Source organism: Bifidobacterium pullorum DSM 20433 (assembly GCF_000771405.1).
GTDB classification, from domain to species: domain Bacteria; phylum Actinomycetota; class Actinomycetes; order Actinomycetales; family Bifidobacteriaceae; genus Bifidobacterium; species Bifidobacterium pullorum.
In genome coordinates this window covers 143,470-168,606 of record NZ_JDUI01000008.1, presented here as the reverse complement: position 1 = coordinate 168,606, position 25,137 = coordinate 143,470, and the positions used below count along the sequence as shown (strand labels likewise).

16 protein-coding genes are annotated in these 25,137 nt (G+C 65.6%); 14 read left to right on the top strand and 2 right to left on the bottom strand.

Annotated elements, in window-relative coordinates; all coding sequences use genetic code 11:
* Nucleotides 1–8: 8 nt before the first annotated feature.
* A complete protein-coding gene (locus OU11_RS05115; RefSeq protein ID WP_033514912.1) occupies nt 9–1,157 on the bottom strand; it encodes a quinone-dependent dihydroorotate dehydrogenase in 1,149 nt (382 codons plus the stop codon).
* 459 nt (nt 1,158–1,616) lie between these two features.
* Here OU11_RS05115 and OU11_RS05110 point away from each other — a divergent pair, with 459 nt between their 5' ends.
* From OU11_RS05110 to OU11_RS05075, 8 genes are all read left to right on the top strand, one after another.
* The gene (locus OU11_RS05110; RefSeq protein WP_033514910.1) at nt 1,617–2,420 is read left to right on the top strand and encodes a DeoR/GlpR family DNA-binding transcription regulator; all 804 of its coding nucleotides are present in this window, start codon (nt 1,617–1,619) and stop codon (nt 2,418–2,420) included.
* Between the two features lie 5 nt (nt 2,421–2,425).
* Nucleotides 2,426–3,676: a galactose-1-phosphate uridylyltransferase gene (galT, locus tag OU11_RS05105; RefSeq protein ID WP_033515019.1), complete on the top strand. Its 1,251-nt coding sequence runs from the start codon at nt 2,426–2,428 to the stop codon at nt 3,674–3,676.
* A gap of 26 nt (nt 3,677–3,702) precedes the next feature.
* On the top strand, nt 3,703–4,953 hold the full coding sequence (gene galK / locus OU11_RS05100; RefSeq protein WP_033514908.1) for a galactokinase: 1,251 nt from the start codon (nt 3,703–3,705) through the stop codon (nt 4,951–4,953).
* A gap of 333 nt (nt 4,954–5,286) precedes the next feature.
* Complete coding sequence (locus OU11_RS09180) at nt 5,287–5,595, top strand: type II toxin-antitoxin system RelB/DinJ family antitoxin (protein ID WP_033514906.1); 309 nt, start codon at nt 5,287–5,289, stop codon at nt 5,593–5,595.
* Nucleotides 5,589–6,011, top strand: coding sequence for a PIN domain-containing protein (locus tag OU11_RS05090; RefSeq protein WP_033514904.1), 423 nt, complete (start codon nt 5,589–5,591; stop codon nt 6,009–6,011). Before OU11_RS09180 ends, OU11_RS05090 begins: the two co-directional genes overlap by 7 nt.
* Before the next feature lie 169 nt (nt 6,012–6,180).
* The gene (locus tag OU11_RS05085; RefSeq protein ID WP_033514902.1) at nt 6,181–6,957 is read left to right on the top strand and encodes a potassium channel family protein; all 777 of its coding nucleotides are present in this window, start codon (nt 6,181–6,183) and stop codon (nt 6,955–6,957) included.
* Between the two features lie 77 nt (nt 6,958–7,034).
* Nucleotides 7,035–7,307: an ACT domain-containing protein gene (locus OU11_RS05080; RefSeq protein WP_033514900.1), complete on the top strand. Its 273-nt coding sequence runs from the start codon at nt 7,035–7,037 to the stop codon at nt 7,305–7,307.
* A 69-nt stretch (nt 7,308–7,376) separates the two neighbouring features.
* The gene (locus OU11_RS05075) at nt 7,377–8,741 is read left to right on the top strand and encodes a PFL family protein (RefSeq protein WP_033514898.1); all 1,365 of its coding nucleotides are present in this window, start codon (nt 7,377–7,379) and stop codon (nt 8,739–8,741) included.
* Nucleotides 8,742–8,968: 227 nt separating this feature from the next.
* Here the strand turns inward: OU11_RS05075 and OU11_RS05070 are convergent, their stop codons facing one another.
* On the bottom strand, nt 8,969–9,625 hold the full coding sequence (locus OU11_RS05070) for a tRNA (cytidine(34)-2'-O)-methyltransferase (protein ID WP_081963466.1): 657 nt from the start codon (nt 9,623–9,625) through the stop codon (nt 8,969–8,971).
* 236 nt (nt 9,626–9,861) lie between these two features.
* Between OU11_RS05070 and OU11_RS05065 the strand changes: the two genes are divergently transcribed.
* The 6 genes from OU11_RS05065 (at nt 9,862) to OU11_RS09175 (ending at nt 25,137) form a co-directional block, all read left to right on the top strand.
* Nucleotides 9,862–10,917, top strand: coding sequence for an HhH-GPD family protein (locus OU11_RS05065; protein ID WP_223224132.1), 1,056 nt, complete (start codon nt 9,862–9,864; stop codon nt 10,915–10,917).
* A gap of 118 nt (nt 10,918–11,035) precedes the next feature.
* Complete coding sequence (locus OU11_RS05060; RefSeq protein WP_033514896.1) at nt 11,036–11,650, top strand: hypothetical protein; 615 nt, start codon at nt 11,036–11,038, stop codon at nt 11,648–11,650.
* A 182-nt stretch (nt 11,651–11,832) separates the two neighbouring features.
* Nucleotides 11,833–15,399, top strand: a complete 3,567-nt coding sequence (rpoB, locus tag OU11_RS05055) for a DNA-directed RNA polymerase subunit beta (RefSeq protein WP_033514894.1) — start codon at nt 11,833–11,835, stop codon at nt 15,397–15,399.
* Between the two features lie 78 nt (nt 15,400–15,477).
* On the top strand, nt 15,478–19,521 hold the full coding sequence (locus OU11_RS05050; protein WP_033514892.1) for a DNA-directed RNA polymerase subunit beta': 4,044 nt from the start codon (nt 15,478–15,480) through the stop codon (nt 19,519–19,521).
* 397 nt (nt 19,522–19,918) lie between these two features.
* Nucleotides 19,919–21,613, top strand: a complete 1,695-nt coding sequence (locus OU11_RS05045) for a serine/threonine-protein kinase (RefSeq protein ID WP_033514890.1) — start codon at nt 19,919–19,921, stop codon at nt 21,611–21,613.
* Nucleotides 21,614–21,627: 14 nt separating this feature from the next.
* Nucleotides 21,628–25,137 carry an LbetaH domain-containing protein gene (locus tag OU11_RS09175; protein WP_152597073.1) on the top strand — a complete coding sequence of 1,170 codons (3,510 nt, stop codon included), beginning with the start codon at nt 21,628–21,630 and terminating at the stop codon, nt 25,135–25,137.

Below are 25,137 nucleotides of genomic sequence, written 5' to 3'. Positions count from 1 at the left end.
TGCTTCTGTCAGGCGTCGATGCCGACGGCGTCGTGGACGTGGTCGAAGCCGTCGCGCCTGAGCAGTTCGGCCAGACCGCGCTTGAGCACGGTGATCTGCTGCGGTCCGCGGTACATCAGTGAACTGATGAACATGACCAGGCTGGCGCCGCTGCGGATCTTGGCGTAGGCCTGCTCCGGGGTGAACACGCCGCCGATGCCCGCGATGGCGAGCTTGTCGCCGAATTCGCGGTAGGTGCGGCGGATCAGGTCGTTGCTGGCGCGGTAGGTGGGGCCTCCGGACAGGCCGCCCTCCCAATCGCGCGGAATCTCGAGGCCGGTGCGGTCCTTCTGCAGGTTGGCGATGCTCACACCCTGCACGTTGTGTTCGGCGAGCACCGCCACCAGGTCGCGGAATTCCTCCCAGCTCCTGTTCAGCGGCATCTTGACGAGCATGGGCTGCGGGCGGTCGACCGTGTCGAGCGCGGTGAACAGCCGGTCGAGGTTCTCGGGGCTTTCGGTGAACGGTTCGCCGGCACGGGTGTTGGGGCAGGACACGTTGACCTCCACCATCGCGCTGCGGCCCGCGGCGCGTTCCAGGGAGATGCGGTAGTCTTCGATGCCCTCGTCGATGTCCCCTGCCAGATCGTCGTTGGTGCGGGCGATCGAGATCGAGACCTGCATCGAACGGGCCTTGGTCCACGCCTGTTCGGCGCGGGCGATGACCTTCTCGCTGCCGTCGTTGGCCAGACCCACGTGCACCATCATCGAATCGTATTCGGGCAGACGGTGGAACCACGGCTTCGGATTGCCGGCGCAGGGACGGGAGGTAGTCGAGCCGACCGTCTCGAATCCGAAGCCGGCGTTGTCGAGCAGCACGGGCATGTCGCAGTTCTTGTCCAATCCTGCGGACAGTCCGAACGGATTGGCGAATTCCACGCCCATCACCGAGGTCTCCAGCACCGGGTCGGTGTAGTCCAGCATCTCGTGCAGCAGCCACATCAGCGGCGGGATCTTGCCGGTGACGCGGCAGAACTGGATCATCTGGTCGTGCGCCACGTCCGGCGTGTGGTTGAACACGAAGTGCGGTTTGATGACGTGCTTGTATCCGAACGTGAACAGGTCGGTGGTGGCTTTGTTGACGGCGTCGTGCCAAAAGCTCTCGGAAACGTATGTCATGCATCCATTGTGTCACTTCCGGTGGGCGTACGCCAGCGGGCGACTGCCGGATGCCGCTTCCTCGCAGTCACCTTTTGCTTGACAATCGTAAAGTACTTGACAATCGTCAAGCAAAAGGTGATGACTGGGAGTGCGGTGGTAGGGACTGCGGTGGTAGGGACTGCGGTGGTAGGGAGTGTGGTGGTTGGGAGTGCGGTGGTTGGGAGTGCGGTGGTTGGGAGTGTGGGGGTGAAATGGCGACGGTTTGATGTCTGTCGGGATTCGGTGGGCATGTGGCGTCGGACGACGTGAGACCCGGACCGTCGCGGCCGGTGCCGGCCAATGGGTGCCGGCCGGCAGCCGGGGTGAATGTTCGGTTTTGATTGATTTTTCGATGGTTGTGGTAGTTTCGGCGTGTCGTGGTGTGAATTTCGCCGTCGAAAGTTGTTGTTTTGGGTGAAGATGTGCGATAATGTTCGCATGATTTCATCGCAACGACAGCATCTCATCCTGAGTCGGCTGCGCACCCGGGGCGCCGTGCGCATCACCGCATTGTCCAAGGAGCTGGGCGTCTCCGCGATGACCATCCGCCGTGACATCGCCGAACTCGCCGATAAGGGTCTGCTCAAACGTGTGCATGGAGGCGCCGTGACGACCAGCACCCTGCTGAGCGAGCCGCTGTTCTCCGTCAAATCGCAGATGGATGTCGGCCTGAAGGACGCCATCGCGCAGGAGGCCGTCGCCTACGTCGCCCCCGGCGACGTCATCGCCATCGGCGGCGGCACAACCGCGTACGTCTTCGCCCAGCACCTGCTGGAATCCCAGCAGGCCAGCGGCATCACCATCCTGACCAACTCGATCCCCGTCGCCGAGCTCGTGCAGGCGCTGGAATCCAAGGATGTCGAGGTCATCGTCACCGGCGGCGTCATCACCCGCTCGAACTCGCTGGTCGGCCCCATCGCGGACAAGGTCATCGCATCCCTGCGCGTGAACACCGTGTTCCTGGGCACCCATTCGGTGTCCGTGCCGCGCGGCTTCCTGATGCCGAACTCGCTGGAGGCCGCCACCGACATGGCGATGATGGACATCGCCGACCGCACCATCATCCTGACCGACCACACCAAGTGGAGCAGCACGTCGCTGTCGCTGTTCGCCCGTTTCGACCAGGTGGACACGGTCATCACCGACGATGGACTCGACCCCGACTCCGTCGCCAAGACCCGAGATTTGGTAAAAGAACTCGTTCTGGCCCACCAGAGCGAACCTACCGAGGAAAGTGAGTGATCACCATGAGTGAATTCGCGAATTACACTCCCGGCGCCTACGCTCAGGAGCATATTCGCATCACGCCAACCACGTTGGCGGACGGCCGTGATTTCTTCTATCTGGACGACGATCCGGAATACGTGAGCGGCGCGAAGACGCGTGAGCTCAACGATCCGCGCCAGCTGGCGTACCGGTTCGCCAACCAGCTGAACGCCGCCGGCGAGGAGGTGCCGTACGCGGCCCCGGAGATGCGCCGCGACCCGCTGACCGGCGACTGGATCCCGATGGCCACGGCCCGCATGAACCGTCCGATCACCGCCGGCCCCGGCGCCACCGCCAAGGGCAACCCGCTGGCCGCGCGCAAGCCCGGCGACCCGTACCAGGACGGTGAGGTGCCGGACACCGACTACAATGTGGTGGTCTTCGAGAACCGCTTCCCCTCGATGGTGCGCGTGCCCGGCCGTTCCGACGCCGTGGAATACGTGGACGGCAACCCGCTGTGGGAGAAGAAGATGGCCGCCGGCCGCTGCGAGGTCATCTGCTTCGACCCGGATGAGGACGGGCTGCCCGCCAACCTGCCGGTCAAGCGTCTGCGCACCGTGGTCGAGGCCTGGGCCTTCCGCACCGCCGAGATCTCCACGATGGAGGGCATCGAGCAGATTTTCCCGTTCGAGAACCATGGCCAGGAGATCGGCGTCTCGCTGGCCCACCCGCACGGCCAGGTGTACTGCTATCCGTTCATCGCCCCGAAGATGGAGGCCGAGCTGCAGCACACCGAAGCCTACTTCGAGAAGACCGGCGGCAACCTCCTGAAGGACATTATGAACGCCGAGATCGAGGCCGAGGAGCGCATCGTGCTGCGCAACCACAGCTGGGTGGCCTACGTGCCGGCCGCCGCCCGCTGGCCCCTGGAGGTGCATGTGGCCCCGGTGCGCGACGTGCTCACCCTGGACCAGCTGGACGACCAGGAGCGCTGGGATCTGGCCGAGATGTACTCCACCCTCTTGAAGCGCGGCAACGCGTTCTTCGACAAGGGTGACGGCCTGGGCATGGACCTGCCGTACATCGCCGCCTGGCACCAGGCCCCGATCCACGACGCCCGCCGCGAGCACTACCGCCTGAACCTGCAGTTCTTCTCGTTCCGCCGCGCCGCCAACAAGATCAAGTATCTGGCCGGCTCCGAATCCGGCATGGCCGCCTGGATCTCCGACACCACCCCCGAGCTCATCGCCCAGCGTTTCCACGAGCTCGGTCCGATCGACATCGCCGACTGAGACAGAAAAGGAAAAAGGACGATTCCATGTCTTCCGTTGAATTCATCGAACCGATCAGCCGTGAGGACGGCGTCGCCCGCGCCACCGAGCTGTTCCGCGCCACCTATGGCGAGGAGCCGGCCGGCGTGTGGGCCGCGCCGGGCCGCGTGAACCTGATCGGCGAGCACACCGACTACAACGCGGGCCTGTGCCTGCCGATCGCGCTGCCGCACCGCACCTTCCTGGCCCTGAAGCCGCGCGAGGACACCGCGGTCCGCCTCGTCTCCGACGTGAACCCGACCGCCGTGGCCGAAGCCGAACTCGACGGCCTCAAGGCCCGCGGCGTGGACGGCTGGGCCGCCTATCCGACCGGTGTGGCCTGGGCCATGCGCGAGGCCGGCTACGACCAGGTGCGCGGCTTCGATGCGGCGTTCGTCTCCTGCGTGCCGCTTGGCTCCGGGCTGAGCTCCTCCGCCGCCATGACCTGCTCCACCGCGCTCGCGCTGGACGACGTGTATGGCCTGGGCTACGGTGCCACCGACGAGGGGCGCGTCACGCTGATCACCATGGCCATCAAGTCGGAGAACGACATGGCCGGCGCCTCCACCGGCGGTCTGGACCAGAACGCCTCGATGCGTTGCACCCCGGGCCACGCGATCCGCCTGGACTGCATGCCTGGGCTGAGCGCGGTGGACAGCGTCTCCCAGCAGGAGTTCGACCTGGATAAGTACGGTCTGGAGCTGCTGGTGGTCGACACCCAGGCGCATCACCAGCTCAACGACGGCCAGTACGAGCAGCGCCGCCGCACCTGCGAGCAGGCCGCGGAACTGCTCGGCTACGAACATCTGCGCGCCGCGGCCGAGGCGGTCGCCTACTCCACCGATTCGGAAGGTTCGCTCGCTGCGCTGCTCAACTGCCTGAACGATGAGACGATGAAGAAGCGTGTGCGCCACGTCATCACCGAGATCGGCCGCGTGGATGAGTTCGTCAAGGCATTCGCCGCCGGCGACATCGCCGAGTCCGGTCGCCTGTTCAACGCCTCGCACGATTCGCTGCGCGACGACTACGAGGTCACCGTGCCCGAGCTCGACGTGGCCGTGGACATGGCCCGCGCCAACGGCGCGTATGGCGCCCGTATGACGGGCGGCGGCTTCGGCGGTTCGATCATCGCCTTGGTCGACAAGGGTCGCGGCCGCGAAGTGGCCCAGCTGATCGCCGACGAGTTCGAGGTCCGCGGCTTCCATGCGCCGCGCGCGCTCGCCGCCGTCGCCTCCGCCTCCGCCAGCCGCGAAGACTGAGTTCCACCTGGTATCCCGAGGAGTCCACGGGATTCTACGGGAATACGGGGTCTCCGTCTCGGTGTTTGCGGATTGATGGAATCCCGTGATGTTTCTCGGGTTTCCACGGCTTTTGCGCTGAAGTATGCGACTGGGGAAGGGCCTGATAAGGTCCTTCCCCAGTCGTTTTCGTATGTGTTGTGCCTTGGGCGCGTGGATGTGTTTCGTCTGAGTCTGCGCTTGCGTCCGAGTCTGCGACTGCGGCGATACGGCCTGTGCCTCCGACGTGTTGTGAATCGTCAGGTGATATTCTGGTGTATTACACGTATTACAATACTGTGTGGGGTGATTGCTATGACGATGGCGATGGTGACGGCCCGCGTGGATGCGGAGCGCAAACGTGAAGCGGAGGCAGTGCTCAAGCGGCACGGTCTGACATACTCCGACGTGATTCGTGATCTGACGAATTATCTGGCGGATACCGGGGAACTGCCGGAATTCGAACGGATTACGTTGGACCTGGTGCGTCGGCGGGAGATGGAGCGCAAATTGGCGATCATCGAAATGTTCGCCAACGCCGAGCTGCCCGCAGTGGAGGGTGGCCTGTCTGATGAGGAGATCATCGAACAGGAACGTCTGCGCAAGGCGGGTGAACCATGGTGAAGCTGTTGTTCGATACCAATATCCTGTTGGACCTGTGTAATGCGAACAGGGCGCCGTTCCATCAGGATTCTTTGGATTTGCTGGGCCGTTGTGTGCGCAGAGGGGACGTGGAGATGATGGTGTGCGTCGCCTCGCTCAACGACGTGTATTACGTGCTGCGTCGCCATTATGGTAGTGAGAGGCAGGCTCGGCAGTATGTGGGCAAACTGATGGAGCTGTTCGACGTACGGCCGCTGTTGCCGCGTCATGCGCGTCGTTCGCTGGCATCGGACGAGCCGGATTTCGAGGACGGTCTGATTCGTGCCGTGGCCGAAGATGCCGGGGTTGATGTGATCGTCTCCCGTGACGGCGCGGCGTTTGAGGGTTCGTCCATTCCCCGCAAAACCGCGAGGGAGTGTCTGGAGGCGATGCTGTAGCGTTGCCGTGCCTAGCGGAAGACTCTTGGAAGCGGTCTTCTTGACGGTGTGGCGCGATGGCGCCGTCGAGCGTGGAGGCGGGTGCGATTGCGGACGGCATGCTTCTTTTGCGCCGATGATGGCTGACGGGCTCGGTCTGATGGGCGGGCTCTACGTTAGAGTGCGGAGTGTGGAGAAGATCATCGCCTGGCTGAAGACGCTGCCCAAGACGTTGCACGACATGCCGATGGAGGAGTGGGAGCGGGGCAACCGCTGGTGGCTGCTTGGGGCTTCGGCGCTGTTCCTGATCCTATACTCGGTGAACGTGCTGCTTGAACCGCCGAGCGGCGTCTCGCTGGCCATCGAGGTGGCGCTCGACATCATCTGGGCGTTCTACGCCATCGACTATGCGCTGACCATGTACGTGGCCGAACACAGTTGGCGATGGCTGAGCGGACATATCCTCGGATTCATCATCCTGCTGCTGCCGCTGGTGCCCGGCATGCGGTTCGCGCGCGTCGTCTCCGCCGCCTACGCCATCCACACCGGTGTGCGCGGGTGGGTGCGCGGACACCTCAACCTGTACATCATCGGCGCATGCGCGCTGGTCATATCCATGGGCGCCATGGTCGCGCTCGAAGCGGAGCGCTACGTGCCCGGCGCCCTCATCACCTCCTATCCGGACGCCCTGTGGTGGGCGTTCGTCTCCATGACCACCATCGGCTACGGCGTCTACTATCCGGTCACCGTCACCGGCCGTCTGATTACCGTCGTGCTCGTGCTGGCGGGCATCGCCATCGTCGGTGTCATCACCGGTTCCTGCGTGGCCTGGGTCATCCGCGAGGTCGGCATCAACGACGAGAAGGACGCGCCCGTCACCAAGGGCCAGGCCGACAAACTGGAACGCAAGCTCGAAATGATCTCCGACAAGGTCAGCGACCTCAACCGCCGCATGCGGTCGCACTGACCCGGCTTGACGGCGGCAGTCCCTATACTGGGGGCATCCAACCAATCGGCATCTCGCGAGAACAGGGAGTCCATCGCATGAACAAGGCCATCATCACCGTCGTCGGTCAGGATACGGTCGGCATCATCGCCCGCGTCTGCACGTATCTGGCCGAGCACCACGTCAACGTGCTCGACATTTCCCAGACCATCATCGACGGCTTCTTCAACATGATGATGATCGTCGACTACGCGAACGTCGACACCGAATTCGGTACCATGGTCACCGATCTGGACGCCCTCGGCGACGAAATCGGCGTCAAGATCCGCTGCCAGCGTGAGGAGATCTTCACCAAGATGCACCGCGTCTGACGGCTGTCCGGTCCGGCAGCTCGTCACGCACCCATCCAATCCGAAGATCGCACCGAAGGGAACACGCACATGCTGAACATCATGGAGGTCCACGAGACCAATCAGATGATCGAGCAGGAGAAGCTCGACGTCCGCACCATCACGATGGGCATCTCGCTGCTCGACTGCGCCGACGCCAACGTGGACGTGGTCGCAGACAACATCTATCGCAAGATCACCACATACGCCAAGGACCTGGTCGCCACCGGCGAGGCCATCGAACGCGACTACGGCATCCCGATCGTCAACAAGCGCATCACCGTCACCCCGATCTCGCTGGTCGGCGCCAGCGCCTGCAAGTCCTCCGAGGACTTCGTCAAGCTCGCGCACGCACTCGATCGCGCAGCCAAGGAAGTCGGCGTCGACCTGATCGGCGGCTACTCGGCGCTGGTCTCCAAGTCCATGACCCCGGCCGAGGAGATGCTCATCCGCTCGTTGCCGCAGGCGCTGAGCGAAACCGACATCGTCTGCTCGTCGGTCAACGTAGGCTCCACCAAAACCGGTATCGACATGAACGCGGTCGAACTGCTCGGCCACATCATCAAGGACATCGCCTACAACACGCGCGACAACGACAGCTACGGCTGTGTCAAGTTCGTGGCGTTCTGCAACGCCCCGGACGACAACCCGTTCATGGCCGGCGGCTTCCACGGCGTCACCGAGGGCGACGCGGTCATCAACGTCGGCGTCTCCGGCCCCGGCGTGGTTTCCCGTGCGCTCGACGAGGCGAAGGGCCGCGACTTCGAATTCCTGTGTGAGACGATCAAGCGCACCGCGTTCAAGATCACCCGCGTCGGCCAGCTCGTGGCGCAGGAGGCCTCCCGCCGGCTCGGCATCCCGTTCGGCATCATCGACCTGTCGCTGGCACCCACCCCGGCCGTCGGCGATTCGGTCGGCGAGGTGCTGGAGAAGATCGGTCTGGAGCGGGTCGGCGCCCCCGGCACCACCGCGGCGCTCGCCATGCTCAACGACCAGGTCAAGAAGGGCGGCATCATGGCGTCCTCGTACGTGGGCGGCCTGTCGGGCGCGTTCATCCCGGTCTCCGAGGACAAGAACATGATCGACGCGGCCGGCGCCGGGTGCCTGACCATCGAGAAGCTGGAGGCCATGACCTGCGTGTGCTCGGTCGGCCTGGACATGATCGCCATCCCCGGCGACACCACCGCGGCCACGATCTCCGGCATCATCGCCGATGAGGCGGCCATCGGCATGGTCAACCAGAAGACCACGGCCGTGCGCATCATCCCGGTGTATGGCAAGGGCGTGGGCGATTCGGCGGAATTCGGCGGCCTGATGGGCTACGCGCCGATCATGCCGGTCAACCAGACCAGCTGCGAGGCCTTCGTGACCCGCGGCGGCCGCATCCCCGCCCCGATCCACAGCTTCAAGAACTAGTTAACTTGCTGTGCAGCGCGGCGGCTCTCGTACGGGTACCTGTCTGCGCCCTTCGAGGGGTTCTAAATTGCGGTGCGGTTGCAGCTGTAGCCTGACGCCTTACTCGTAGTTGCGCTCACCTTTTGCTTGACGTCGGTCAAGTACTTGACCGACGTCAAGCAAAAGGTGAGCGTTTGTGCGTTATAGATGACTGGCGCAAGGAACTGTGGTCCGCAGCCGTCGGCGCTTTACCTGCCGCCTTCGAAGTTCAGCTGACGCCAGGCCTCGTAGATCGCGATCGAGGCGCAGTTCGTCAGGTTCAGGCTGCGCAGGCTCGGGCGCATCGGCAGACGGACCTGCTCGGCCACATGCGGGCCGAACATGATGTCCACCGGGTCCGGGATGTCGCCCGGCTCCGGGCCGAACAGCAGGATGTCGGTCGGCTTGTACTCGATCTCGGTATACAGCTTGGTGGCGTGCGCCGTGAACGCGATGATGCGCGAGTTCGGCATCGACTCCACCAGATTCTCGAAGTTCGGGTGCATGACCACATGCGCCATGTCGTGATAGTCCAATCCGGCGCGGCGCAGTTTGGTGTCGTGCAGGTTGAACCCCAGCGGCTCCACCAGATGCAGGATCGTGCCGGTCACCGCGCACAGGCGGATCGCCGAACCGGTGTTGCCCGGGATGCGCGGCGAGTAGTAGCACAGGTGCGGGGTCACGGTTTCGGCCTGGGCGGCGGCCTCGGCCGAAAGCATGGCGTCCACCACGCTGATCGGGTTGCCGTGCGCGTCGGTCACCAGTTCGTCCGGCCCGTAGTTCGACTTGCGGTAGCCGTACTCGTACATCCGCTCGACCCGCGCTTCGGGAGTGTTCTCGTTCGGTTGCGCTGCTTCGTTCGTCATGATTGCCAACATTAGGGACGCAAGCCGACAGGTGCGCGATGCTCTCTCGGCCGTCGTTTCCGGCGGACGTGTGGCCCCGGGCATTCCGGAACGGGCCGTGCGTTCCCTCCGTCGTCGGCGCCGACTGTCCTTTGACGGGGAGGGCGGGCCGTTATCCTCCCTCTGCCGCGGGCATCGGCGCGGGCCTCGACGGGAGCCCCCTGAGACGGTGGGGAGGTGTCGTGCACAATGGTGGGGTGTCTGAACGTGGAACCGAGGAACAACTGCGCAACCGAGCCGCCGCGGTGTACCGTCGTCTGGCCGCGTGGTGGGAGCTGAATGCGCGCGATCTGCCGTGGCGGTTCGGGCGCGCCACGCCGTGGGGCGTGCTGGTCTCCGAGGTGATGAGCCAGCAGACGCAGATGAGCCGCGTGGTACCGTACTGGATGGACTGGATGCGGGTATGGCCGGATGCGGCGGCGCTCGCCGAGGCCCCGACCGCCGAGGTGATCACGGCCTGGGGGCGGCTCGGTTATCCGCGGCGCGCGTTGCGATTGCAGGAGTGCGCCCGCGTGGTGGCCGAACAATACGGTAACGAGCTGCCTCGTACGTATGAGGAGCTGGTGGCGTTGCCCGGCGTGGGCGATTACACGGCGTCCGCCGTGCTGAGCTTCGCCTTCGGCGAGCGCATCGCGGTCATCGACACGAATATCCGCCGCGTGCTGAGCAGGGTCTTCCTCGGGGTGGAGTCGCGTGGGGGTGCGGCCTCCCGCGCCGAGCGTGAATTGGCCGCGCGCGTGCTGCCGGGGGAGGGGCGGGAGCGTGAGGCGCCGGGCTCGTCGTCGGGCGTGTGCGCGAATGCGGACGCGGGTGTCGCGTGCAATGTCCGGCATGTGCCGCATGAACCGTCGGCGATATGGAACCAGGCGGTTATGGAGTTGGGGGCCACGGTCTGCACGGCCCAGGCACCGCAGTGCGGGGACTGCCCGTTGCGGGATATGTGCGCGTTCCTGGCGGCGGGGCTGCCCGGTCTGGGGGAGAGCCGCACCCGGCCGCGTCAACGGTTCCAGGGTACGGATCGTCAGGTGCGGGGCATTGTCCTGAACGCCTTGCGCCGGTCCGCCGTGCAGGCGGCGCGCGGTGTCGCGGGCGGCCAGTCGTCCGGGGCGGGGGCGTCGGGTGCCGTGCCGAGGTCGCGCATCGAACGGTTGTGGCCGGATCAGGTGCAGTTGGACGCCTGCATCGCCTCGTTGGATGAGGACGGTCTGCTGGAGATGATGCCGGACGGCTCGCTGCGGTTGCCTGTGGGGTGACCGGTGACTAACGTTGCATATGGCGCAAAAATGGAGGTATGTGCTGTCACGGGGGTATGATGTACCGGGCGGACGCTTAGACTGGGGAGTTATGGTCACGCAGAGAACATCAGGGGGCATGAAGCGGCGCAAGCGTAAGCTGAGCGAGAAGCAGCGCCGGATTTATCGTCGCCGCCGTGTGGTGGTGGGTGTCGCGGCGCTACTGGTGCTTGCCCTGGTGGTGTTCTGCGTCTACAGTCTGGGCCGTGGAATCTGGTCCGTCGGGGCGATGGTGACCGACGACCGGCCTTCGATCTCGCGCTCCGCCATCCCGGATCCGATTTCGGGGACGGGGGTACGTGATTGTTCCGGCGAGGATTTGGCGTTGGAGCTGTCCGTATCGTCCGGAACGGTTGAAGTCGGCGGATCGATCACCTTCTCGGCCGGCATCGTGTACACCGGCGAGAAGAGCTGCCTGGTGGACGGCTCGGACTCGAGCCGCGTGCTGACCATCACGTCGGGTTCCGACCAGATCTGGCGTTCGGACGCGTGTCCGGCCGATGCCCGGATGCTGCTGATGGCCAGCGGCGACAAGGACGTTCAGGGCATGAAGTGGAACACGAACCGTTCCGGCGGCGAATGCGTGAAGGATTCCGAACTGCCGAAGGTGGCCGCGGGCACGTATGTGGCGCAGCTGAGCTTGCGGGACCACCCCGAGGTGGTCAGCCAGCAGGTGCCGTTCATCGTGCAGTAGGCGCGTCGTCCGCTTGCGCGGCGTGTTGCGTGGTGGTATCATTTTATCTTTGCGTATACGCATGTCATATGGCGGGCATGCTGACAAGGAGGAAGCGCCCGCGTACAGGCATATGGCGGCCGTTCCAGCGCTTCCGGGGTAACGAACACCGAAGAACCTAGCGAGCGATAAGGAAACGTCCATTGGCTGCCGAACAAGCTACGACGAGTACCACCACCATCATCGCACGCGCCGACCAGCATGACATCGATCTGCACAAGGCGTCGGACCGTGTGAACTTCGGCTCCATCCGCGAGCCCATCGATGTGCCCTACCTGCTGGGCGTGCAGACCGACAGCTTCGATTGGCTGATCGGCAACGAGCGCTGGAAGCAGCGCGTGCAGGAGGACCTGGAGAACGGCACGAACACCGTGCCGCACGTCTCGGGCCTGGATGAGGTCTTCCAGGAGATCTCCCCGATCGAGAACTTCGCCCAGACCATGTCCCTGACCTTCTCGGACCCGTACTTCGAGGAGCCGCGCCACACCGTGCAGGAGTGCAAGGAGAAGGACTACACCTACTCCGCGCCGCTGTACGTGAACGCCGAATTCGAGAACGGCGACACCGGCGAGATCAAGTCCCAGACCGTGTTCATGGGCGACTTCCCGCTGCAGACCCCGCACGGCACCTTCATCATCGGCGGCACCGAGCGCGTCATCGTCTCGCAGCTCGTGCGCTCCCCGGGCGTCTACTTCGACCGCACCCCGGACCGCACCTCCGACAAGGAGATCTTCGGCGCGAAGATCATCCCGAGCCGCGGCGCCTGGCTGGAGTTCGAGATCGACAAGCGCGACGTGCTCGGCGTGCGCGTGGACCGCAAGCGCAAGCAGTCCGCCATCGTGTTCCTGATGGCCATCGGCATGACCAAGCCGGAGATCCGCGAGGCGTTCCAGGGCTACCCGCTCGTGCTCGACGCCCTCGACAAGGAGCCGATCGAGACCCAGGATGAGGCCCTGACCGATCTGTACCGCAAGATCCGTCCGGCCGACACCGCCACCCCGGAGGCCGGTAAGAACCTGCTCGAGTCCTTCTACTTCAACACCAAGCGCTACGATCTGGCCCGCGTCGGCCGCTACAAGATCAACCGCAAGCTCGGCCTCGAGGCCGACTACAACGACCGCAGCCTGAGCCGCGAGGACATCATCGCCACGATCAAGTACCTCGTGACCCTGCACGCCGGCGACAAGACCTTCCCGGGCCGTCGCGACGGCGAGGACATCGAGCTGCGCGTGGACGTGGACGACATCGACCACTTCGGCAACCGCCGCATCCGCCAGGTCGGCGAGCTGATCCAGAACCAGCTGCGCACCGGCCTGAGCCGTATGGAGCGCGTGGTGCGCGAGCGCATGACCACGCAGGACGCCGAGGCCATCACCCCGCAGTCCCTGATCAACATCCGCCCGGTGAACGCCACCATCAAGGAGTTCTTCGGCACCTCGCAGCTCAGCCAGTTCATGGACCAGAACAACCCGCTGGCCGGCGTGACCAACAAGCGCCGCCTGTCGGCCCTGGGCCCCGGCGGTCTGTCCCGCGACCGCGCCTCCATGGAGGTGCGAGACGTGCACCCGTCCCACTTCGGCCGTATGTGCCCGATCGAGTCCCCGGAAGGCCCGAACATCGGTCTGATCGGCTCGCTGGCCACCTTCGGCCGCATCAACCCGTTCGGCTTCATCGAGACCCCATACCGCAAGGTCGAGAACGGCCACGTGACCGACGACGTGGTCTACATGACCGCCGACCGTGAGGTCGAGCACGTCATCGCCCAGGCCAACCAGGAGCTGGACGAGAACGGCAACTTCATCTCCAAGGACGCCCTGGTGCGAGACGCCGCCGGCGAGGCGGAGGACGTGCCGGTCGACATGGTCGACTACATGGACGTCTCCCCGCGCCAGATGGTGTCGGTCGGCGCCTCGCTGATCCCGTTCCTGGAGCATGACGAGGGCCACCGAGCGCTGATGGGTACCAACATGCAGCGTCAGGCCGTGCCGCTGATCGAATCGGAGCGTCCGCTGGTGGGCACCGGCTCCGAGTGGCGTTCCGCCATCGACTCCGGCGACGTGATCCTGGCCGAGAAGCCGGGCGTGGTGACCTACGTGTCCGCCGACATCATCCGCGTGATGAACGACGACGGCACCACCTCCAGCTACAAGCTGACCAAGTTCCAGCGTTCCAACCAGAGCACGTGCTACAACCAGGTGCCGCGCATCAAGAACGGCGAGCGCGTGGAGACCGGCACCGTGCTGGCCGACGGCCCGGCGACCGACAAGGGCGAGATGGCCCTGGGCAAGAACCTGCTCGTCGCGTTCATGCCGTGGAACGGCTACAACTACGAGGACGCGATCATCGTCTCCCAGCGTCTGGTGCAGGACGACACGCTCTCCTCGATCCACATTGAGGAGTACGAGATCGACGCCCGCGAGACCAAGCTGGGCGCCGAGGAGATCACCCGCGACCTGCCGAACGTCGGCGAGGACGCGGTGGCGAACCTGGACGAGCGCGGCATCATCCGCATCGGCGCCGAGGTCGAGGCCGGCGATATCCTCGTCGGCAAGGTCACCCCGAAGGGCGAGACCGAGCTGACCCCGGAGGAGCGCCTGCTGCGCGCGATCTTCGGCGAGAAGAGCCGCGAGGTCCGCGATACGTCGCTGCGCGTGCCGCACGGCGAGTCCGGCACCGTGATCGCCGTCAAGGAGATCACCCGCGCCGACGCCGAGGAGGACGGCGACGAGCTGCCCAACGGCGTGAACCAGACCGTGCGCGTGTACATCGCCCAGCACCGCAAGATCACCCAGGGCGACAAGCTCGCGGGTCGTCACGGCAACAAGGGCGTCATCTCCCGCATCCTGCCGGAGGAGGACATGCCGTTCCTGGCGGACGGCACCCCGGTCGACATCATGCTCAACCCGCTGGGCGTGCCGAGCCGAATGAACCTGGGCCAGGTGCTCGAGATGCATCTGGGTTGGGTGGCCCACGCCGGCTGGGACATCACGGTCGATCCGGAGCTTGAGGCCGAATGGAAGAAGTACGTGCCCAAGGGCGCCGAGAAGGGCGAGCCGGGCACCCCGGTGGCTACCCCGGTGTTCGACGGCGTCAAGCAGGAGGTCCTGCACGGCCTGCTCAAGAACACGCTGCCCGACCGCGACGGCAACAAGCTCGTCGGCGAGAACGGCAAGGCGGTGCTGTTCGACGGCCGTACCGGCGAGCCGTTCCCCAAGCCGATCTCGGTGGGCTACATGTACATGCTGAAGCTGCACCACCTGGTCGACGACAAGATCCACGCCCGTTCGACCGGCCCGTACTCGATGATCACGCAGCAGCCGCTGGGCGGCAAGGCCCAGTTCGGCGGCCAGCGCTTCGGCGAGATGGAGGTGTGGGCCCTCGAGGCCTACGGCGCCGCCTACACGCTGCACGAGATGATGACCACCAAGTCGGATGACGTGGACGGCCGCGTGCGTGCCTACGGCGCGATCGTCAAGGGCGAGAACCTGCCGCCGGCGGGTATCCCCGAGTCGTTCAAGGTGCTGTTGAAGGAAATGCAGTCCCTGTCGCTGAATGTCGAGGTGCTCAACGCCGAAGGCCAGGCCATCGACATGAAGGATGAGGACGACGATCCGATGTCCGCTTCCGACGAACTGGGCTTCAACATCGGTGTGCGCCCCGACGCCGCCGCCAAGGAGGACCAGGCCGCCGAGGAGCCCGAATACCAGTGATTCCCCGGGTCGCCGGCCGTGCGCCGGTCGGCGACCCCATGAACGTACGAAACTCAACTTCAAAAGACAGGAATACAAGTGCTGGACGTCAACGCATTTGACAAACTGAGGATCGGCCTGGCCACCGCCGACGACATCCGCAGCTGGAGCTACGGCGAGGTCAAGAAGCCCGAAACCATCAACTACCGCACCCTGAAGCCGGAGAAGGACGGTCTGTTCGGCGAGCAGATCTTCGGCCCGACCCGTGACTGGGAGTGCGCCTGCGGCAAGTACAAGCGCGTGCGCTTCAAGGGCATCGTGTGCGAGCGGTGCGGCGTGGAGGTCACCAAGTCCCGCGTCCGCCGCGAGCGCATGGGCCACATCGAGCTGGCCGCCCCCGTGACCCACATCTGGTTCTTCAAGGGCGTGCCGAGCCGTCTGGGCTACCTGCTGGACATCGCGCCGAAGGATTTGGAGAAGGTCATCTATTTCGCCGCCTACATGGTCACCAAGGTCGATGACGAGCAGCGTCATCAGGACCTGCCCGACCTGCAGGAGGAGCTGGATACCGAGATCGGCAACCTGGAGAAGCGCCGCAACAACGAGATCGAGGAGCGCGCCAAGAAGGTCGAGGCCGATTTGGCCGAACTCGAGGCCGCCGGCGAAGCCAAGGGCGCCGCCAAGTCCAAGCTGCGCAACAGCGCCGAGCGCGAGATGGCGGCCATCCGCCAGCGCTACGACGATCAGATCCAGCGCATCTCCGCCGTGTTCGACCGCTTCAAGGGCCTGCGCCCCGGCGACATGGAGGGTGACGTGGACCTGTGGCGCGAGATGGAGGACCGCTACGGCGACTACTTCGAGGGCTGCATGGGTGCCGAGGCGATCAAGAAGCGCCTGCAGGACTTCGATCTGGAGGGCGCCGCCAAGCAGCTGCGCGAGGAGATCGACACGGGCACCGGCCAGCGCAAGGCCCGCGCCCTGAAGCGCCTGAAGGTCGTCAACGCCTTCCTGACCACCGGCAACAAGCCGGAGGCCATGGTGCTCGACGTGATCCCGGTCATCCCGCCGGACCTGCGCCCGATGGTGCAGCTGGACGGCGGCCGCTTCGCGACCTCCGACCTCAACGACCTGTACCGCCGCGTGATCAACCGCAACAACCGTCTGAAGCGACTGATCGAGCTCGGCGCCCCCGAGATCATGCTCAACAACGAGAAGCGCATGCTGCAGGAGGCCGTGGACTCGCTGTTCGACAACGGCCGCCGTGGCCGCCCGGTCACCGGCGCCTCGAACCGCCCGCTGAAGTCCCTGTCCGACATGCTCAAGGGCAAGCAGGGCCGTTTCCGTCAGAACCTGCTGGGTAAGCGCGTGGACTACTCAGGCCGTTCCGTGATCGTCGTCGGCCCTGAGCTGCGCATGCACCAGTGCGGCCTGCCCAAGCCGATGGCGCTCGAGCTGTTCAAGCCGTTCGTCATCAAGCGTCTGGTGGACCTCAACTACGCGCAGAACATGAAGAGCGCCAAGCGTCTGGTCGACCGCGGCGATTCCGAGGTGTGGGGCGTGCTCGAGGAGGTCATCGCCGAGCATCCGGTGCTGCTCAACCGTGCGCCTACGCTGCACCGTCTGGGCATCCAGGCCTTCGAGCCGATCCTGGTCGAGGGCAAGGCCATCCACCTGCCGCCGCTGGCCTGCGCCGCGTTCAACGCGGACTTCGACGGCGACCAGATGGCCGTGCATCTGCCGCTGAGCGCCGAGGCCCAGGCCGAGGCCCGTACGCTGATGCTCGCCTCCGACAACATCCTGAAGCCGGCCGACGGCCACACCGTGACCATGCCGTCGCAGGATATGATCCTGGGCCTGTACTACCTGTCGACCGTGGTCGAGGGCGCCAAGGGCCAGGGCCGCGTGTTCTCCACGCTGGCCGAGGCGCAGATGGCGCTCGACCTGCATGAGATCGACATGCAGTCCTTGGTCCTGATCCGCCTGCCCGAGGACTTCGTGCTGCCGAAGGATTGGGAACCGGGCGAGCTCAAGGTCGTCGACCCCGAGCCGGGCAGCCCGGACGTGGTCCGCGAGGAGCGTTTCAAGGATGGCTCCGTGCTGTTCGCCACCAGCTACGGCCGTATCCTGTTCAACGAGACGCTGCCGGTCGACTACCCGTTCGTCAACGAGCAGGTGCCGAAGGGCAAGCTGTCCAAGATCGTCGACGACATCGCGACCCGCTACTCCACCGCCCAGGTGGCGGCCACGCTGGACGCCCTGAAGGATCTGGGCTTCACCCGCGCGCCGTGGTCCGGCGTCACGATGGCGTACTCCGACATCGTCGCCCCGGCGGAGCGCGAGGACATCGTCCACTCCTACGAGGAGCAGGCATCCAAGGTCAACTCGCAGTACGACATGGGTCTGCTGACCGACGAGGAGCGCCGCCAGGAGCTCATCAACCTGTGGACCGAGTGCACCGACAAGGTCGCCGACGCCATGCGCGAGAACTTCCATGACGACAACAACGTGAACATCATGGTCCAGTCCGGTGCGCGAGGCAACTGGATGCAGATCCGCCAGATCGCGGGTATGCGAGGCCTTGTGGCCAACCCGAAGGGCGAGATCATCCCGCGTCCGGTCAAGTCGAACTACCGCGACGGCCTGTCCGTGCTCGAGTACTTCATCTCCCAGCACGGCGCCCGCAAAGGTCTGGCCGATACCGCTCTGCGTACCGCCGAGTCGGGTTACCTGACCCGTCGACTCGTGGACGTCTCCCAGGAGGTCATCGTCCGCGAGGAGGACTGCGGCACCAAGCGCGGTCTGCCGATGAAGGTCGCCGAGCGCGACGACGACGGCAACCTCGTGCTGGTCAAGGCCGCCGACGGCGGTCCGTACTCGCGTTTGCTGTCCGCCGACGTGATCGACCCGGCCGACGGCGAGACCGTGCTCTACCACGCCGGTGACGCGCTGTCGATGGACGTGCTCAACGATCTGGTGGCCCACGGCGTCGAGGAGGTCAAGGCCCGTTCCGTGCTGACCTGCGAATCCAAGCGCGGCGTGTGCGCCAAGTGCTACGGCTGGTCGCTGGCCACCAACAAGCTGGTGGACGTCGGCGAGGCCGTCGGCATCGTCGCGGCCCAGTCCATCGGCGAGCCGGGCACCCAGCTGACGCTGCGTTCGTTCCACTCCGGCGGCGTCGCCTCGGCGTCCGATATCACCCAGGGTCTGCCCCGTGTCACCGAGTTGTTCGAGGCCCGTACCCCGAAGGGTGAGGCGCCGATCTCCGAGTTCGCCGGCACGGTCAAGGTGGAGGACACCGACCGCGGCCGCCAGGTCACGCTGACGCCGGACGACACCTCCGTCGAACCGATCACCTACCCGGTGACCCGTCGCGCGCCGATGCTCGTCAAGGACGGCGACCATGTGGAGGCCGGCACCCAGCTGATCGAGGGTTCCGTGGATCCCAAGAAGATCCTGCGCATCCTCGGCCCGCGTGCCGCCCAGGTCAACATCGTGGAGGAGGTGCACAACGTGTACCGCTCCCAGGGCGTCGACATCCACGACAAGCACATCGAGGTCATCGTGCACCAGATGCTGCGCCGCATCACCGTGATCGACTCCGGCGACACCAACCTGCTGCCGGGCGAGCTGGTGGATCAGGCGAAGTTCCGCGAGGCGAACATGGAGGCCGTGAAGAACGGCGGCAAGCCCGCCGCCGGTCGTCCGGAGCTCATGGGCATCACCAAGGCGTCGCTGGCCACCGATTCGTGGCTGTCCGCCGCCTCCTTCCAGGAGACCACGCGCGTGCTCACCGAGGCCGCGCTGAGCCAGAAGGAAGACGACCTCAAGGGCCTCAAGGAGAACGTGATCATCGGCAAGCTGATCCCGGCCGGCACCGGCCTGGCCCGCTACCGCAACGCGGTGGTCGAGCCGGACAAGGCGATCCGCGAGACGATCTACCCGAACTTCGGCCTGGGCGGCGACGAGTCGACCGACTTCTCCGACGCCGATCTGAGCGATGTGGACTTCTCCAGCATTGACTTCGGCGAGCTGAAGCTCGGCGACGACTTCAACCCGGATGATTTCCTGAACGACGAGGGCGGTCAGGATGATTTCGGCGGCGCCGACTTCTCCGACGCCGATCTGGGCGATTTGAGCCTGTGACGTCTGCCGACGCATACGGCCGGTTGACGGCCGAGCGTTGAACCGTTGCACCAAGGGGCGCCTCCCTGCAGGGAGGCGCCCCTTGGCGTATTGCGGGCGCGGTTTTGGCTGGTATGTGGCAAGCTTCAGGTGGTTTCGGGTGTTTTTTGGGGGGCTGAACGGTATCCGGGCGGTGCCCGGGTGGTGTCCGGATGCCGACGTGCGAGGGGAACGCGGCGTGTCGGCGTCGGGGCGTTGAACGGCCGGGGTTTCCCGGACGGTGGCCGGCGTCCGGTTGACACGACGTCGGACGGGACCGTACATTGGGGGAGGGGGAAAGACATGGTGCCGGTGCCGGCGTTCGGCCGGTCCCATGTGGAGCCACGAGGCAGGCAACGCATGGGGAAAGGCATTCGCAATGGTGGCTGAAGGGGCCCTGATCGGGGGACGGTACCGCATCCTGGCACAAATCGGTGCCGGAGGCATGGCCACGGTCTATCTGGCGATGGACGTGGCGTTGAACAGACGGTGGGCGGTCAAGCAGATGCGCGACGTCGGCTCGCCGGCGCGGCATGACGCGATGATGCGCGGTCTGCGTGCGGAGTCCGCGCTGATCGCGCGGCTCGACCATCCCGCCATTCCACGCATCGTCGACCTGATCGCCGACGCCTCGGAGGTGTTCGTGGTCATGGATTTCGTGGAGGGCGAGACGCTGCGCGCCCTACTGGAACGCGAAGGGCCCCGGAGCGAGGCGCAGGCGGTGGACTGGGGCATCCAACTGTGCGATGTGCTGGACTATCTGCATCGGCGGACGCCGATGGTGGTGTACCGCGATCTGAAGCCGTCCAATATCATGCTGACGCCGGACGGGTCGATCAGACTCATCGATTTCGGCATCGCCCTCGAAACCGGTGATGCCGGCACGGCCCGTCCCGCCTTCGGGGACGGTCTGCGCATGGGCACGCCGGGATACGGCGCTCCGGAGCAGTTCGATCGGGACGGCACCGTGGACGCGCGGGCCGACATCCACGCGTTGGGCGCCACGCTGTTCCACCTGTTGACGGGGAGGCATCCGCGGGATGGCATCGTGCCGATCCGCCGCATCAGACCGGACCTGTCCGAGGGGTTGGAACGGGTCATCGCCAAGGCCACATCGGCGGACCCGGATCGTCGGTACCGGACGTGCGCCGAATTCGCCTATGCGCTCGGCCACAGTCTGGACGATGAGCCGGCCAGACGGAACATGCTCCGGCGGCGGTGGCGTGCCTTCGTGGGAACGGTCTCAGCCTCCGCGGCATGCCTGGCCTTGTCCGGTGGAACGTTGCTGGCGTCCGACCGCGTCAGGGACGGCGATTACGCCCATTGGATGACGCAGGCCGAACGCGCCCCGGACCGATACGCCGCGGAACGGGCGTGCGCTCGCGCCGCCGGGATTCTGCCCGGCGCAATCGAACCGTATTTGCATCTGATCGAACGGTATGAGGCCGATGGCGTGTACTCCGCGGATGAGGAACGCACCTATCTGGCGTTGATGGACCGCCATGCCGACGCGCTGCGGTCCGACGAGACCGCGTGGGCGGCACTGTGCTTCGATACCGGACGGCTCTACTGGTACTACTATGCGTCCGGCTCGTCCGATGCCGAAGACGACGGGGATCGGCGGCTGACGCGGATACGGGCGGCGGCGCCCTGGATGCGGGACGCCGCCGGGGTCGAGACGTTCGGACGTTCGGAATTGGCCGGCATGTACGCGGGGATCGCCGAATTCAATGTGCGGATCGTGCCGCTGATCGATTCCGGCGACGATGCGGGCCGATACGGACCGTATTTCGTGATGCTGCGCAGCCTCGTCAACACGGCGGCGGGACAGGACAACGAAGTGATGCGTCTGGAGGCCGCGAATCTGGCGCTGGACGCCATGCGCGCCTATCCGCGGAAATTCCGCGCGGATGGCGTGCCGATGGAAGACATGGCGGGATTATGCGATGCGGCGGGGCGTCTGGCCGAAACGACCGGTGCCACCGATGAGGCGCATGATGCGGCCAGAAACCGGGCGTTGGGGAACGTGGCTGCCGCAAGGCAGGCCGTGGAGGGCGCCTTCACCGACAGTTAGTAGGGGGATATTCGATGAGCTATGAAACGTTGCGACTGGTTGCCGCGGGATGGTTGGTCCTGGCGGTGGCGCTGATGCTGACGGCGATCGCCATGCATCACGGATTCGACATACCGGCCGTGCGGCGCATACTGAACGGGGAGACGGCCCGCTGTCAGATCGCCCGGCTGCGTGGGAGCAGACCGGGCTCGTGGCGGTACGCCGAAGCGCTGGCCGTGCGGGGGAGCCGCCGCCCATCCGCATCGGTGACGCGGCCGGGCGGATCGCTGCAGACGTCGGCGGTTCGGCCTGCCGCGCAGGTTCCTTCAGCGGGGAAGCAGGCGATGGCGGCGGCGCAGGCGGGGGTGAGGCCTGAGACGGGTGGCACGCCGGTCGCTGGTCCCAAGAAGTTCGAACAGACGGCGTCGTCTGACAATACGGTGTGTTCTGACCACACAGTGATCTCTGACAATACGGTGTGTTCTGACCACACGGTGATCTCTGACAATACGGTGTGTTCTGACCACGCGGTGTGTTCTGACCACGCGGTGATTTCCGACGATACCGTGGTATCGGACAGCACGGTGATCTCCGATGGTACGGTGATCTCCGGCGTCGGTGGGGGTAGGAGGCGGCGTGGCGGCACCATACGCGCGTCGGTGGCCGTGGCGTCCGCAGCCGTCACCATGACGGCGATGGGCTCCGCCGTGGCGACGGCCTGCGCGTCGGAAGCGGCCGTGGACGAATCACAGGTCGTCATATCGGCTCAGACGCCCGCCGATGAGGAGGAACGCCGGACGATCCCGACCAAGGAAACGGCCATGGGATACATCGCTTATCAAGGCAATGATGCGTACGACCTGCGGGATGGCGATGAGGTCATCGCTTGGGGCGATGACCCGTCACGCGCGGTACGGGTCATTCTGTCCGATGTCGACGTCGATTCCCTGAGCCTGAGCGGCACCTATCATGATCTGACCGGCGCGGAACGAGCGCTCGAACCGCGGGACTACCTCATCACGGCAGCCGAATCGGAGAAGCCTGGGGACAAAGAGACCGGAACCACGGCGGTGAACGTGACCTTGCGGACGCCCGGCAGCTATGACTTCAGCCATATCGCCATCCGGACCGCGGAAGATGCGGTGATCGCCATGTGCGATCTTGTCGGCGCGGGAACGCTCCCTGATCCGTTGACCATCGGCGAACCGGCGGCGAAGATCACCGCCGCGCTGACGGTCGATGCGCCATCCGGTGACACCGATGCCGCTTGGCATGCCGAGGCGCCTCAGGTCGGCATCACCGTTTCAGGCAATCGACTGCTGTCCCGAATCCTCGCCATCCTGCAGCAGCGCGGCGAAACCGCCACGTCGGTGGTGTCCTCGACCTGCAACGGCGTCGAGCAGGACGCGGTGACGATTGCGGACCTGCGCACGGGCAATGACGGACGACTTACCTGGGCGGTGTCGCAACCGCACGCCGAAGGATGGTATGCCTATTCGCTCCACGATCAACCGGAGGAGGGGATCATCGGCTATCTGTTCGGAACGGCGGACCCGGCGGGAATCGAATTCGGCGTCGACGCCACCGCCCCGGCCTGGCATGAGGCGTCCGGACCACAGCCGAACACCACCTATGGCAACAGGCGCATCCACGCCGCAGTGGGCGAGGCCAGACTGACCGTCGCGCTCGAGGATGCCCCGTCGGCGCAGCATACGGGCGGCGTTTCTTCCGGCCCGGCCACGGTCCGGGTCACGGTCCCCGCGCCGACCGACCTGCAGGGCGAACCCATGCCGGGCGGCGATGTCACGGAACAGACCATTGCCGTTGATCCGCAAACCGGTCAGGCCATCATCACGCTCACGCAGGAAGGGCTGTATGACCTGAATGCGGTGCGGCTCGTGGGCGTGGACCATGCCGGCAACACCGTCGCATCAACAGTGCGGGCGCTGCTGGGCGACGAGGACGCCTCCGCGTTGGCCATCATCGCCGGCGGGCCCGCGCAGGTCGACGCGATGACGCTGACGGCCGCTGCCGCCCGGTCGCAGTCGAACGCGCGGCAAGGATACTTCCGCACAGACGTGGCCGTGACCTGCACCGTACGCGATCCATGGTTCCCGCTCGCCCGCAACGCCGATGGCGCCGAAACGGTCGATCTGTTCGCCGGCAGCACGGTGGAACGCGCAGGCGGCACGGGGCCGTTGTCGCCATTGACGCTGCAGAGCGAAGGGTGGGAGCGCCGCGACGGCGAACGATGGACCATCACCGTGCCGGTGCGGGCTCGGGGCGCGGACGTCGTGACGGAAGGGAGATACGCGCTGCGGTTCTCCTATCGGGGGCTGCATGATAGCGCCGTCTCCGCCGGCGTGTCCGGGGAGTCGCTGATGGACGATGCGCATTTCGTCATCGACCTGACGCCGCCGCGCATCGAGTTCGAAGGGGTGGCGGAAGGCGCCGCCTACTCGGGGGCGGTCGCGCCCCTCATCGGCTGCGCCGACGCGAATCTCGACGAACAGGGGTGTGCCGTCAGTCTCAGCGGTGCACGGCAGGGGGCGTTGGAGGGCGATGCCATGCCATCGCATGACGTGTCCCATACGGATGCCGGCATGAACGTGACCTTCCGGGATTTCGCGCGGCACCCCGAAGCCGACGACGTCTACACGCTCACCGCAACGGCCACCGATGCGGCGGGCAATGTGACTGAAGCCTCCACGACGTTCTCCGTGAACCGTTTCGGCTCCACCTACGCGTTCGACGAAGGGACACGGCAGCTGCGTGGCACCTACCTGTCGCAGGCGCGGGATGTGGAGATTCGGGAATTCAACGTCTCCGGCCTTCAGTCAGGCGAAAGCCGGATCACGGTGGTACACAACGATCGGGCCGAAACCCTGTCGCCCGACGAATTCGACACACGTACGGATAGGGAGGACGGATACTGCAGAACCACCTATACGATTCCGGCGCGGCGGTTCGCCGGCGACGGCTTCTACCGGGTCCTCGTACGGTCCGTGGACTTGGCGGGCAACGTGTCGGAGAACACCATGGAAGGCAAGGACGCGGATCGCCGCGAGAGTGCGGAGGTGAGCTTCGCCGTCGACTCGACCGTGCCGACCGTGTCGGTGCCCGGCCTGGCCTCCGGGGCGACGTATACCGGCGGCACGGGGAGGGCGATCGCCATCGACGCCAAGGACAATCTGGGTGTGGACCATGCCGAGTTGCGCATCGACGGGCGTGTGGTCCGTGAATGGAACGGGGACACGTCACTCGGCGAGATGCCCCGATACGAACTGAAGGCCGACGGGATCGCCCATGACGTCACGGTGTCGGTCGCCGACAAAGCCGGAAACCAGACGAGCGCCACCTATGATGCGGTCACGGTGGGCGCGGCAGCGGAGCACGGCCGGCTTCCCGTCATACCGTGCGTCATCGGCCTCATGTCGGCGGCGGGTGCCGTTGCGGTGGCCGCCATCCGGCGCAGGCGGACCGTCGGCCGTCACGCGAGAAGGAGGACTATGGGATTTATGGGATTGCCGATACGGAAACGCTAG

Coding starts and splice junctions, on each gene's coding strand:
- OU11_RS05115 (WP_033514912.1), bottom strand. CDS start 1,157: ATGACATACGTTTCCGAGAGCTTTTGGCACGACGCCGTCAACAAAGCC.
- OU11_RS05110 (WP_033514910.1), top strand. CDS start 1,617: ATGATTTCATCGCAACGACAGCATCTCATCCTGAGTCGGCTGCGCACC.
- galT (WP_033515019.1), top strand. CDS start 2,426: ATGAGTGAATTCGCGAATTACACTCCCGGCGCCTACGCTCAGGAGCAT.
- galK (WP_033514908.1), top strand. CDS start 3,703: ATGTCTTCCGTTGAATTCATCGAACCGATCAGCCGTGAGGACGGCGTC.
- OU11_RS09180 (WP_033514906.1), top strand. CDS start 5,287: ATGACGATGGCGATGGTGACGGCCCGCGTGGATGCGGAGCGCAAACGT.
- OU11_RS05090 (WP_033514904.1), top strand. CDS start 5,589: ATGGTGAAGCTGTTGTTCGATACCAATATCCTGTTGGACCTGTGTAAT.
- OU11_RS05080 (WP_033514900.1), top strand. CDS start 7,035: ATGAACAAGGCCATCATCACCGTCGTCGGTCAGGATACGGTCGGCATC.
- OU11_RS05075 (WP_033514898.1), top strand. CDS start 7,377: ATGCTGAACATCATGGAGGTCCACGAGACCAATCAGATGATCGAGCAG.
- OU11_RS05070 (WP_081963466.1), bottom strand. CDS start 9,625: ATGACGAACGAAGCAGCGCAACCGAACGAGAACACTCCCGAAGCGCGG.
- OU11_RS05060 (WP_033514896.1), top strand. CDS start 11,036: ATGAAGCGGCGCAAGCGTAAGCTGAGCGAGAAGCAGCGCCGGATTTAT.
- OU11_RS05045 (WP_033514890.1), top strand. CDS start 19,919: ATGGTGGCTGAAGGGGCCCTGATCGGGGGACGGTACCGCATCCTGGCA.
- OU11_RS09175 (WP_152597073.1), top strand. CDS start 21,628: ATGAGCTATGAAACGTTGCGACTGGTTGCCGCGGGATGGTTGGTCCTG.